At 63.9% G+C, this 12158-nt stretch carries 10 protein-coding genes; 7 read left to right on the top strand and 3 right to left on the bottom strand.

What is annotated here, in order from left to right; all coding sequences use genetic code 11:
• Window positions 1-39: 39 nt before the first annotated feature.
• The 3 genes from AKL29_RS32250 to AKL29_RS32240 all read right to left on the bottom strand — a co-directional run bounded on the left by AKL29_RS32250 (window position 40) and on the right by AKL29_RS32240 (window position 5302).
• Window positions 40-918, bottom strand: coding sequence for a LysR family transcriptional regulator (locus AKL29_RS32250; protein WP_050386959.1), 879 nt, complete (start codon window positions 916-918; stop codon window positions 40-42).
• A gap of 99 nt (window positions 919-1017) precedes the next feature.
• Window positions 1018-1944, bottom strand: coding sequence for a response regulator transcription factor (locus AKL29_RS32245; RefSeq protein ID WP_050386958.1), 927 nt, complete (start codon window positions 1942-1944; stop codon window positions 1018-1020).
• Entirely contained in the window at window positions 1934-5302 is a 3369-nt protein-coding gene (locus AKL29_RS32240; protein ID WP_050386957.1) for a hybrid sensor histidine kinase/response regulator, read from the bottom strand. Before AKL29_RS32240 ends, AKL29_RS32245 begins: the two co-directional genes overlap by 11 nt.
• A gap of 168 nt (window positions 5303-5470) precedes the next feature.
• Between AKL29_RS32240 and urtA the strand changes: the two genes are divergently transcribed.
• The 7 genes from urtA to AKL29_RS32205 form a co-directional block, all read left to right on the top strand.
• Window positions 5471-6733: an urea ABC transporter substrate-binding protein gene (gene urtA, locus AKL29_RS32235; protein ID WP_028331438.1), complete on the top strand. Its 1263-nt coding sequence runs from the start codon at window positions 5471-5473 to the stop codon at window positions 6731-6733.
• A 171-nt stretch (window positions 6734-6904) separates the two neighbouring features.
• Window positions 6905-7831, top strand: a complete 927-nt coding sequence (gene urtB, locus AKL29_RS32230; RefSeq protein WP_050387161.1) for an urea ABC transporter permease subunit UrtB — start codon at window positions 6905-6907, stop codon at window positions 7829-7831.
• Between the two features lie 17 nt (window positions 7832-7848).
• Entirely contained in the window at window positions 7849-8985 is a 1137-nt protein-coding gene (urtC, locus tag AKL29_RS32225; RefSeq protein WP_050386956.1) for an urea ABC transporter permease subunit UrtC, read from the top strand.
• A gap of 12 nt (window positions 8986-8997) precedes the next feature.
• Window positions 8998-9753, top strand: coding sequence for an urea ABC transporter ATP-binding protein UrtD (urtD, locus tag AKL29_RS32220; RefSeq protein ID WP_050386955.1), 756 nt, complete (start codon window positions 8998-9000; stop codon window positions 9751-9753).
• Between the two features lie 12 nt (window positions 9754-9765).
• Window positions 9766-10455, top strand: coding sequence for an urea ABC transporter ATP-binding subunit UrtE (urtE, locus tag AKL29_RS32215; protein WP_050386954.1), 690 nt, complete (start codon window positions 9766-9768; stop codon window positions 10453-10455).
• A 28-nt stretch (window positions 10456-10483) separates the two neighbouring features.
• On the top strand, window positions 10484-11713 hold the full coding sequence (fmdA, locus tag AKL29_RS32210) for a formamidase (RefSeq protein ID WP_050386953.1): 1230 nt from the start codon (window positions 10484-10486) through the stop codon (window positions 11711-11713).
• Window positions 11714-11814: 101 nt separating this feature from the next.
• A partial coding sequence (locus AKL29_RS32205) for an FmdB family zinc ribbon protein (protein ID WP_152977864.1) occupies window positions 11815-12158 on the top strand: 344 nt, incomplete at its 3' end.

Below are 12158 nucleotides of genomic sequence, written 5' to 3'. Positions count from 1 at the left end.
TTGGGAATAAGCATCCACCGTTTCAAGCGGCCGATGACGTCATGCATTGAAGCTGCGCTCGAAGAAGCTCACGAATGCGCGTGCCTTGGCGGTCGCTGCACGTCCGGTCGGAAGCACGGCCCAGAGATCGAGGGCTGGGAGGTTCCATTCCGGCAGGACCGCGCGCACGGCGCCCGATTTGAGCTCCGGGGTGAACATCCATTCCGATGCGATCGTGAGCCCGGCATCGGCGAGCACCGCAGCACGGACGCCTTCGGCTGCGGTCACCCGCAACCGGCTCCGCACGGTGACGGCCAGTTCGGTACTGTCACGTTGAAACGACCACACGCTGCCCTCGCGAAGATAGACGACGGCTTGGTGCCGGCTCAATTCGCTCGGTGTCGACGGCGTGCCGGCGCGGTCGAAATAGGCAGGCGTGCCCAGCACGAAGCGCTGGCATCGCGCGATACGGCGCACCGTCAGCGTCGAATCCGTCATCTTACCCATCCGCAGCGCGACATCGATGCCCTCCTGGACGAGGTCGATCTGACGGTCATCGAGCACGACCTCGAGGTCCAGCTCGGGATGCTGCGCGAGAAACCTCGGCAGCATCGGAATGAGATGGATGCGTGCGAAGGTGACGGCCGCACAGACCCGCAATCGGCCCTTGAGGCCGGCCCCGGCGCCACGCGCCGCCAGTTCGGCTTCCGCAGCCTCGTCCAGCGCGCGCCGGGCACGCTCGAGATAGCCAAGCCCCGCTTCCGTCGGCGTGAGGCCATGGGTCGAGCGGGTCAGCAGCTTGACCCCGAGAAATTCCTCGAGCTGCGCGACCGATTTCGAAACCGCTGGCTGGCCCACGCGAAGCTGCCGCGCTGCGCCGGAGAACGAGCCGGTCTCGACCACCCGCACGAATGTCTCCATCGCCGCCAGACGATCCATGCCTATTCTCCGCCGGAATGAACGTGTCAGCCCATCCTGTCACGGTCTGGGGCGACTGGCCATGTCAGGACGCGTCCCCGGGGCAGTGGAGGCAGCAGGCTAGGACTTGCGGTGCCTGGCGTTGACCGCGATCGCGGCGGCGGCGGTGCGGTTCTCGACGCCGAGCTTGGCGTAGATCTGCTCGAGGTGCTTGTCGACGGTGCGTGGGCTGAGGCCGAGGATCTGCGCGATGTCGCGGTTGGTCTTGCCCTTGGAGAGCCAGGACAGCACTTCGCCTTCACGCGTGGTCAGGCCGAGCTCGCTGGAGAACTCGGCCGGCATATCGCCGCTGGTGTCCTTGGCGAGACGCAGCAGGAATTCGTTCGGGCCGAGCTTGCCCATATATTGCAGCCGCAGCTGCTCGTTGCCGGGGAAAGGTGCCACGGTCGCAGTCTTCTTTCCCGCAGCGCCTTTCTGCGCCTGCTCGAGCCATTGCGGCATCGGATCCGGCAGCGCGAAATTGTCGGCGGCGTCGGCGAGCGTGTCCGACAGCAGTCGCTGTGCCTGCGGCGTCGCCCACAGCAGCGCGCCGGCGCTGTTCACCGCGAGCAGATAGCGGCCGGAGACGTCGAGCGCGGCGCGGGCGCTTTGCGTCATCCGCGCATTGGCGAGATGGACCCGGATGCGCGCCAGCATCTCCTCGACCACGATCGGCTTCGTCACATAGTCGACGCCGCCGGCCTCCAGCCCGCGCACGATATGCTCGGTTTCGGCAAGACCCGTCATGAAGATGATCGGCACGCCGTCGAGCCCGGCATCGCGCTTCAGTCGCCGGCAGGTCTCGAAACCGTCCATGCCGGGCATCACGGCATCCAGCAGCACGATATCGGGCGTGATCTGGTCGACGATGCGCATCGCCGAGGCGCCGTCGAGCGCCACCATCACGGTCATGCCGGCGCCGTCGAGTGCATCGGTCAGCAGGCGCAACGTCTCGGGCGAGTCGTCGACGACGAGCGCAACGTCGCGCTTCTTTTGTTCAATGGTCATAACTGTGCAATATCTTCAACGTCGCCATATATTGATCGAGATCGAACCGGTCGATCAGCGTGCGCATCTGGCCGACGAAGTCGGCATGTTCGGGACACTCATTGCCGATCTCGTCGAGCTTGAGCTGGATCGCCCTGACATAGCCGAGCTGGCCGAGGCTGATCAGCTCTTCGACATATTTCACCGGCGGCCGCGAACCACTCTCGGGCTTCCACTGTGGAGGCGGGGCCGGCTCGGCCTCATACTGCCACTCGATCTTGAGCAACTGGCGGATGGTCTCGAGCAGCCGCGGGATGTCGATCGGCTTCATCAGGTAGCCGTCATGGAATGGTTGCGCCAGCGGCGCGCCATGGGCCTCCAGCGCGCTGGCCGAGATCATCAGGATCCGCGCCTGGTGATGGCCTTCGGAGCGCAGGGTTTCGGCGACGGTCCAGCCGTCCATGCCTGCCATCGAGATGTCGAGCAGGAACAGGTCCGGCCGGCAATGCTGCGCGAGGGCAAGACAGCCCGGCCCATCCGGCGCGCTGAGCAGGATGAAGCCGAGCGGCGTCAGGATCTCGCGCAACAGGTCGCGGTGGGTCGGGTCGTCGTCGGTGATCAGGATCGTCTTGCGCGGACCGTGATAGCCGTACACGGGAGCATCGACCGGCGCATCGCGCCGCGGATTGGTGACCTCCGACAGCAGCAGCTTGACGCGGAACGTGCTGCCGGTGCCGACCGTGCTCAACACCTTGATGTCGCCGCCCATCACACCCGCGAGCAGGCGGCTGATGGTGAGCCCGAGCCCGGTGCCGGTCTGTGGCTGGGTGACGCCAAGCGCGCCGCGCTCGAACGGGGCGAAGATCCGCTCGAGATCGTCGGGCTGGATGCCGGGCCCGGTATCGATCACCTCGAACTCTGCGACCGGGCTGCGGTAATGCACCACGAACTGCACCTGGCCGGATTGCGTGAACTTGATCGCATTCGACAGCAGGTTGATCAGGATCTGCCGCAGCCGCTTCTCGTCGGCATAGACCACGACGGGCAGCACGGCCGGCCGTTTGAACACGAAGTCGATGCCTTTTGCTGCGGCTTGCAGGCGGAACATGCCGACCAGCTGCTCGAGGAAGTCATTCAAACGCACTTCATCGCGCGACAGGTAGAGCCGGCCGGCCTCGATCTTGGAGATATCGAGGATGCCGTCGATCAGCCCCGACAGATGATCGGCGCTGCGGCGGACCACGCGCACTTGCTCGCGCGGCCGCACCTGCAGGCTGTCGTCCTGCTCCAGCAATTGCGCGTAGCCGGAGATCGCATTCAGCGGCGAGCGAAGCTCGTGGCTGAGGCCCACGACGTACCGGCTCTTGGCGAGATTGGCTGACTCGGCAACTTCTTTGGCGCGCTGCAGTTCGGCGTCGGTCCGCTTGTGGGCGTCGATCTCCTGGATCAGCAGCGTGGTCTGCCGGCGTGTTTCCGCTTCCGCGGCGCGCCGGCTCTGTTGTGCCAGCACGAACAGCCAAGCGACGACGCCGATGATGAGGGTCAGCGCAAAGAACACCTTCCAGAGCACGTCGGCCAGCAATTCGTTGGCATGCACGGCCGCGGTGGTCTGCAGGTAGATCAGGCCGAGCACCAGCGCCACGAGGCCGGCCGAGACGGCGAACACGCCGAGATAATGCCCAAGCTGCGAGTTGATGCGGGCGTAGATCGGCTGCGGCATCACCTTGCCCAGCGCGTCCGAGACCTGTGCGCCGATCCGGCCATGCGGCTTGCAGAGGTCATGGCAGCGTGCGTCGAGCGAGCAGCACAGCGAGCAGATCGGGCCGGCATAGGCGGGGCAGGAAGCCATGTCCTCGGGCTCGAATGCATGCTCGCAGATGCAGCACTGGATCGATTCAATGTTCTGCCAGCTCCGCTTCGGCTTGCGGGCGATGTAGTACTTGCCATCGGTGGCCCAGGCGATCAGGGGAGCCGTGACGAACGCGACCGCAAGCGCGACGAAGGCCGACAGCGCCTTCGCGGTCGGGCCGAACAGGCCGTAGAACGCGCTGATCGAGACCACGGTGGCGATCGTCATCGCGCCGACGCCGACCGGATTGATATCGCAGAGATGGGCGCGCTTGAACTCGATGTGCTGCGGCCGCAGGCTGAGCGGCTTGTTGACGACGAGATCGGCTACCAGCGCGCCGACCCAGGCGATCGCGACGTTCGAGTAGAGCGCGAGCGTCTGCTCCAGCGCCTTGTAGACGCCGATCTCCATCAGCAGCAGCGCGACGACGACATTGAACACCAGCCACACCACGCGGCCGGGATGCGAGTGGGTGAGGCGGGAGAAGAAATTCGACCAGGCGATCGAGCCGGCATAGGCATTGGTGACGTTGATCTTGACCTGCGACAGGATCACGAATGTCCCCGTCAGCGCCATTGCCAGATCCGGCTGCGACAGCACGTAACGGAACGCCTCGAGATACATGTTGGCCGGCTCGGCCGCGTGCTCGGCCGAGACGCCGTGGCTCAGCGCGAAGAAGGCCAGGAACGAGCCGGCCAGCAGCTTGAGCGCGCCGAGCACGATCCAGCCGGGACCGGCGCTCAGCAGCGCGATCCACCAGGCCTTGCGCGAGGTGCGGCGGTCACGCGGCAGAAAGCGCAGGAAGTCGACCTGCTCGCCGATCTGCGCCACCAGCGCAAACACGACGGAGGCCGCGGTGCCGAACAGCAGCAGGTCGAGATTCCCTGCGGGATCGCCATGATCGCCGGCGAATTTGCGCCACTCGGTGAAGGAATGCGGATTGGCCCAGGCGATCGCCGCGAACGGCATGATGTGGAGGACGATCCACAGCGGCTGGGTCCAGAGCTGGAAGCGGCTGATCAGCGTGATGCCGTAGATCACCAGCGGAATGATCACGACTGCGCTGATCAAATAGCCGATCGGCCGCGGGATGCCGAAGCACATGTCGAGCGCGCTGGCCAGGATCACCGCCTCGATCGCGAAGAAGATGAAGGTGAAGGAGGCGTAGATCAGCGAGGTGATGGTCGAGCCGATATAGCCGAAGCCGGCGCCGCGGGTCAGCAGGTCGATGTCGATGCCGCTCTTCGCGGCATGGTAGGCGATCGGCAGCCCGCAGAGGAAGATGATGACGCTGACGACCAGGATCGCGGCGGAGGCATTCATCGCACCGTAGTTCAGCGTGATAGTGCCGCCGATCGCCTCCAGCGCGAGGAAGGAGATCGCGCCGAGCGCGGTGTTGGCGACGCGGGCGGCGGACCAGCGCCGCGCGCTCTTGGCGGTGAAGCGCAGCGCGTAGTCTTCCAGCGTCTGGTTGGCGACCCATTGATTGTACTGGCGCCTGACGCGGTCTATCCGCTGCCGCCCTGCCACTCGTTTGAACTCCTGGTCCACGATGCGCTGATCGCGGGCAAATCCCGTACCAAAACCTACGTCGCTATTTTGCGGTGCAGTATACGCGATCTCACGTATCAGTGCGCTGCACAAAAGTGAGCAATCCTCGCCTGATCAATAAGCGTTCTCGAACCAGATGGGGTGCTCATGTCAGACGAAACAAAACCAGGCCTGAAGTCTCCGCTCCGGCGCAAGCTCTTGATGGGAATGGCCGCTTTGCCGGCCGTCTCGATGCTGGGCCGTCCGGCATTTGCCGACGTCCCTGCAACCTCTGCGGTCAACACCACGGGGCTTGCAGTCACCGATAGCGAAGTCACGGTCGGCATCCTGCATTCTGTCACCGGCACGATGGCGATCTCCGAGACCGGGTCGGTCGAAGCCGAGAAGCTAGCGATCGAGCAGATCAATGCCGCCGGCGGCGTGCTCGGCCGCAAGATCAAGTTCATCCAGGAAGACGGCGCCAGCGACTGGCCGACCTTCGCGGAAAAGGCCAAGAAGCTGCTGGTCAACGACAAATGCGCGGCCGTGATGGGCTGCTGGACCTCGGCCTCGCGCAAGGCGGTGCTGCCGGTGTTCGAGCAGTACAACGGCATGCTGTATTACCCGACCTTCTATGAAGGCCTCGAGCAGTCCAAGAACGTGATCTACACCGGGCAGGAGGCGACCCAGCAGATCATCGCCGGCCTCGACTGGGTCAACAAGACCAAGGGCGCCAAGAGCTTCTACCTGCTTGGCTCGGACTACATCTGGCCGCGCACCTCGAACAAGATCGCGCGCAAGCACATCGAGAACCATCTGCAGGGCTGCAAGGTGGTCGGCGAGGAATACTTCCCGCTCGGCTCGACCCAGTTCAACTCGGTCATCAACAAGATCAAGCTGACCAAGCCGGACGTGATCTACGCGATCATCGTCGGTGGCTCGAACGTCGCATTCTACAAGCAGCTCAAGGCGGCCGGCATCGACCTGTCCAAGCAGACGCTGCTGACGATCTCGGTGACCGAAGACGAGATCGACGGTATCGGCGGCGAGAACATCGCCGGCGCCTATGCTTGCATGAAGTACTTCCAGTCGCTCGACAATCCGAACAACAAGGCCTTCGTGCCCGCCTTCAAGAAGATGTGGGGCGAGAAGACGGTGATCGGCGACGTCACCCAGGCTGCCTATCTCGGTCCGTGGCTGTGGAAGTTGACGGTGGAGAAGGCGCAGAGCTTCGACATCGACAAAATCGCGGCGGCTTCCCCTGGCGTCGAGTTCAAGGGCGCGCCCGAAGGCTACGTCCGGATCCACGAGAACCATCACCTCTGGTCGAAGACCCGCGTCGGACGCGCCAAGGCCGACGGCCAGTATGAGCTGATCTACGAGACCGCCGATCTCGTCGAGCCGGACCCGTTCCCCAAGGGCTACCAGTGAGCCAGTAGCCCGCATGAGCGGGGCGATCTGCGGGACCGTCCCGGGTATCGCGACCGCCCGCCCGGGCTACGAAGCTCCACAACGCATCGCGGCCTGGACGTCAGCGCCCACGCCACGGAACGAGCGTCGCTTGACCGGCGGCGCGTGCCCCTTGGAATGACGGAGGACCAGATGTTCGGCGACTATTCGATCAGCGATCTCGGCGCCATCCTTGCGATGCAGGGATTTGCCGGGCTCATCCTGTTCTCCGTCTATGTGCTGATGGCGCTGGGACTTGCCATCATCTTCGGCCAGATGGGCGTCATCAACATGGCCCATGGCGAGTTCATGATCCTAGGGGCGTACGTCACCTGGATGACGTCGAACGCCGTGCAGCACGTCGCGCCCTGGCTGTTCCCCGGTTACTTCTTCATCGCAATGATCCTCGCGTTCATTGCTTCGGGCGCGCTCGGCATGCTGGTCGAGTGGGCGCTGATACGCCATCTCTACAAACGCCCGCTCGACACGCTGCTGGCGACCTGGGGCCTTAGCCTGATCCTGCAGCAGGCCTATCGTTCGATCTTCGGCGCGCGCGAGGTCGGCGTCGAACTGCCGGAATGGATGATGGGCTCCTGGCAGGCGACCGACTCGATCCAGATCCCGATCAACGGCATGTTCGTGATGGCGCTGACCATCCTGATCACGATCGCGGTCGCCTATGTGCTGTTCTGGTCAAGCTGGGGCAAGCAGGTACGCGCTGTGGTGCAGAACCGCGTGATGGCGGGCGCCGTCGGCATCAATACCGAGAAGGTCGATCGTTACACCTTCGGCCTCGGCTGCGGCATCGCCGGCATCGCCGGCTCGGCCTTCACCATGATCGGCTCGACCGGGCCGACCGCCGGCCAGCTTTACATCGTCGACACCTTCCTGGTGGTCGTGTTCGGCGGCGCCGCCTCGCTGTTCGGCACCATCGCCTCCGCCTTCTCGATCTCGCAGACCCAATCGACGCTGGAATTCTTCCTGTCGGGATCGATGGCCAAGGTGATCACGCTGCTGACGATCGTCGCGATCCTGATGGTGCGTCCGCAGGGGCTCTTCGCGCTCAAGGTCCGCAAATAAAAACAAGCAGGCTGGTCATGATCATCAACTCGCGCTTTTTTAATCGCTCCGAACTGCTCGGCTTCCTTGCGCTCGCGGTGCTGTTGTTTCTCGTCCTGCCGCTGTCGCTGGATATCTTCCGCCTCAACCTCGTTGCCAAATATCTGACCTACGCCTTCGTCGGCATCGGCCTCGTGCTGTGCTGGGGCTATGGCGGCATCCTGAGCCTGGGGCAGGGCGTGTTCTTCGGTCTCGGCGGGTACTGCATGGCGATGTACCTCAAGCTCGAGGCGTCCTCGGTCGCGAACACCCAGATCCAGTCGACGCCGGGCATTCCCGATTTCATGGATTGGAACCAGCTCACCTCGCTGCCTTTCTTCTGGAAGCCGTTCCACAGCTTCCCGGTCACGCTGCTGGCGATCTTGCTGGTTCCCGCGGTCTTCGCGCTGATCATCGGTGCCGCGATGTTCAAGCGTCGGGTCGGCGGCGTGTACTTTGCCATCATCACGCAAGCGATCGCCGCGATCCTCACTATTCTGATTGTCGGGCAGCAAGGCTACACCGGCGGCATCAACGGCATTACCGACTTACGCACGCTGCACGGCTGGGACATCCGCACCGATCACGCCAAGTACATCCTGTATTTCGTGGAGGTGGCATTGTTGTTCGGCTGCATCTGCGCCGCGCAGTTCATCCGCCTGACAAAACTCGGGCGCATCCTGGTGGCAATGCGGGAGCAGGAGGATCGCGTGCGCTTCTCCGGTTACAGCGTCGCCAACTTCAAGATCTTCGCGTTCTGCGCCGCGGCGGTGTTCGCCGCGATCGGCGGCGCCATGTTCACGCTCGAGGTCGGCTTCATGTCGCCATCCTTCGTCGGCATCGTGCCGTCGATCGAGATGGTGATCTACACCGCGGTCGGCGGCCGGATGTCGATCTTCGGCGCAGTCTGGGGAGCGCTACTGGTCAATTTCGCCAAGACCAGCCTCTCGGAGTCCTTCCCGCAGCTTTGGCTGTTCGGCCTCGGCGCGCTGTTCATCGCTGTCGTGCTCGCCTTCCCGAACGGGCTCTCCGGCATCTGGGCGGACCACGTCCAGCCACGCATCGATCGCCTGCTGGCATCACGCAAATCGAAATCGGCGGCCGGCCTGATCGCCGACGGCGCACCGGCCGAGTGAGGAGGGATCATCATGCTCGTCGGCCATCAGCCCAAGGACTTTCTGCTCGCGGTCTCCGGTCTCACTGTGTCCTTCGACGGCTTCAAGGCGGTGAACGATCTCTCCTTCTATGTCGAGGAGAACGAGATCCGCGTCATCATCGGCCCAAACGGCGCCGGCAAGACCACGGTGCTCGACCTGATCTGCGGCAAGACCAGGGCCACGTCCGGCTCGATCCGGTTCCGCGGCCAGGAGCTGACGAGGTTGCGCGAGAACGAGATCGTGCAGGCCGGCGTGGGGCGCAAGTTCCAGACGCCGTCGGTGTTCGAGGATCTCACCGTGTTCGAGAACCTTGAGATTTCCTTCCCGCGCGGCCGCACCGTGTTCGGCTCGCTGACCTTCCAGCGCGACGACACCGTCAGGCAGCGGGTCGAGGAGGTCGCCGAGATGATCTTCCTGAAGGACAAGCTCAACACCTATGCCGACCAGCTGAGCCACGGCCAGAAGCAGTGGCTCGAGATCGGCATGCTGCTGATCCAGGACCCGGACCTCCTGATGCTCGACGAGCCGGTCGCCGGCATGAGCGTGTCCGAGCGCGCCAAGACCGCCGAACTGCTCAACCGCATCATCAAGGACCGTTCGGTCCTGGTGATCGAGCACGACATGAAGTTCGTGGAGGACATCGCGCACAAGGTCACGGTGCTGCACCAGGGACAGATCCTGTCCGAGGGGACGATGGAGCACGTCAAGAACGATCCGAAAGTCATCGAAGTGTATTTGGGCCACTGAGGAACCGGGACGATGCTGGCAATCAATGATCTTCACGTCGCCTATGGCCAGAGCGAGGTGCTGCACGGCCTCAACGTCTCGGTCGCGCCCAACGAGATCGTCGCGATCATGGGCCGCAACGGCATGGGCAAGACCACCCTGATGAAATCGCTGATGGGCATCCTGCCGGCCAAGAGCGGCAAGGTGACCATGGACGGCACCGAGCTCGGCGCGTTGAAGAGCTACGAGCGGGTGGCGAAGGGGCTCGCCTACGTGCCGCAGGGCCGCATGATCTTCTCCACCATGACCGTCAAGGAGAACATCGAGACCGGGCTCGTAGTGTCAGGCGGCTCCGAGGTGCCGGGCGATATCTACGAACTGTTTCCGGTGCTGCTCGAGATGAAGGGGCGCCGCGGCGGCAATCTCTCGGGCGGTCAACAGCAGCAGCTCGCGATCGCCCGCGCGCTGGCGACCAAGCCCAAGGTGCTGCTGCTCGACGAGCCGACCGAAGGCATCCAGCCGTCGATCATCAAGGACATGGCGCGCACCCTGAAGCGGATCCGCGATGAGCGGGGACTGTCGATCGTCGTCTCCGAGCAGGTCCTGAGCTTCGCGCTCGACATCGCCGACCGCGTGCTCGTCATCGAGAACGGCGAGATCGTTCGCGACGATCCACGCGCCAGCGTCGATGCCGCGCAGATTTCTAAGTACCTGTCCGTCTAACTATCAGTAACCCAAGGGGAGCATCGCGATGCCAGATACACTGATCAAGGTCGATCTCAGCAAGTCGGCCTATGAAAACGACAAGATCCATAACCGCTGGCATCCGGAGGTTCCGATCGTCGAGTGGGTCAGCCCCGGCGACGACTTCATCATCGAGACCGTCGACTGGACCGGCGGCTTCATCAAGAACAACGATTCCGCCGACGACGTGCGCGACATCGACCTCTCGATCGTGCACTTCCTGTCCGGCCCGATCGGTGTCAAGGGCGCCGAGCCCGGCGATCTCCTCGTCGTCGACCTGCTCGACGTTGGTCCGTTGAAGGAGAGCCTGTGGGGTTTCAACGGCTTCTTCTCCAAGCAGAACGGCGGCGGCTTCCTTACCGACCATTTCCCGCTGGCGCAGAAGTCGATCTGGGACATCAAGGGCCTCTACACCTCGTCGCGTCACGTCCCCGGCGTCAATTTCGCCGGCCTGATCCATCCCGGCCTGATCGGCTGTCTGCCCGACGCCAAGATGCTGGCGGCCTGGAACAAGCGCGAGGCCGAGCTGATCGCGACCAACCCGACCCGGGTGCCGGGCCTCGCCAATCCGCCGTTCGCGCCCACCGCGCATGCCGGCCAGGCCAAGGGCGATGTCAAGGCCAAGATCGGCCTCGAGGGCGCCCGCACCGTGCCGCCGCGCGAGCATGGCGGCAATTGCGACATCAAGGATCTGTCGCGCGGCTCGAAGATCTACTTCCCGGTCTATGTGCCGGGCGGCGGGCTCTCGATGGGCGATCTGCACTTCAGCCAGGGCGACGGCGAGATCACCTTCTGCGGCGCGATCGAGATGGCCGGCTGGCTGCACATCAAGGTCGACGTCATCAAGGACGGCGTATCTAAGTACGGCATCAAGAACCCCGTGTTCAAGCCGTCGCCGATCACGCCGAACTACAAGGATTATCTGATCTTCGAGGGCATCTCGGTCGACGAGGCCGGCAAGCAGCACTATCTCGACGTCCACATCGCCTATCGCCAGGCCTGCCTGAACGCGATCGAGTATCTGAAGAAGTTCGGCTACTCCGGCGCACAGGCCTATTCGATCCTCGGCACCGCGCCGTGCCAGGGTCACATCTCCGGCGTCGTCGACGTGCCGAATGCCTGCGCCACGCTGTGGCTGCCGACGGAGATCTTCGACTTCGACGTCATGCCGTCGTCGGCGGGACCGATCAAGCACATCAAGGGCGACGTGCAGATGCCGATCTCGCCGGACAAGTGATCCTTTAGGTGATCCCTGCGCGAAGGGTGCGGGACGGCTGCGTTCCGGCCGCCCCGCATCCATCGCCGGATGTCACGCACGACTGCGCAAGGATTAAGGAAATGCCGATCTACGAATATCTCTGCAACGACTGCGGTTCCTTCACCGACATGCGGCCGATGGCGGAATGCGACCTGCCGCAGGATTGCCCGCAATGCGAGGCGACGTCGCCGCGTGTGATCCTGACTGCGCCGGCGTTCTTCTGCATGCCCTCGGACAAGCGCAAGGCGCACGCTACCAACGAGCAGAGCCGGCACGCGCCGAAGACGCTCGATCAGTACAAGGCCGCGCATGGGCCAGGCTGCGGCTGCTGCTCCACCGGAAAGAAGAAGCCGGCGCGACTGATGACCAAGACCAAAAGCGGCGCCAAGGGCTTTCCTACCGCACGTCCCTGGATGATCAGCCA

The organism is Bradyrhizobium pachyrhizi, assembly GCF_001189245.1.
GTDB classification, from domain to species: domain Bacteria; phylum Pseudomonadota; class Alphaproteobacteria; order Rhizobiales; family Xanthobacteraceae; genus Bradyrhizobium; species Bradyrhizobium pachyrhizi.
This window is presented reverse-complemented; position numbering and strand designations above follow the sequence as displayed.

Bases quoted from the DNA above. Each gene is read 5' to 3' on its own strand.
- AKL29_RS32245 (WP_050386958.1), bottom strand. From the start codon at position 1,944: ATGACCATTGAACAAAAGAAGCGCGACGTTGCGCTCGTCGTCGACGAC.
- urtE (WP_050386954.1), top strand. From the start codon at position 9,766: ATGCTGGCAATCAATGATCTTCACGTCGCCTATGGCCAGAGCGAGGTG.
- urtB (WP_050387161.1), top strand. From the start codon at position 6,905: ATGTTCGGCGACTATTCGATCAGCGATCTCGGCGCCATCCTTGCGATG.
- urtC (WP_050386956.1), top strand. From the start codon at position 7,849: ATGATCATCAACTCGCGCTTTTTTAATCGCTCCGAACTGCTCGGCTTC.
- AKL29_RS32250 (WP_050386959.1), bottom strand. From the start codon at position 918: ATGGATCGTCTGGCGGCGATGGAGACATTCGTGCGGGTGGTCGAGACC.
- urtD (WP_050386955.1), top strand. From the start codon at position 8,998: ATGCTCGTCGGCCATCAGCCCAAGGACTTTCTGCTCGCGGTCTCCGGT.
- urtA (WP_028331438.1), top strand. From the start codon at position 5,471: ATGTCAGACGAAACAAAACCAGGCCTGAAGTCTCCGCTCCGGCGCAAG.
- fmdA (WP_050386953.1), top strand. From the start codon at position 10,484: ATGCCAGATACACTGATCAAGGTCGATCTCAGCAAGTCGGCCTATGAA.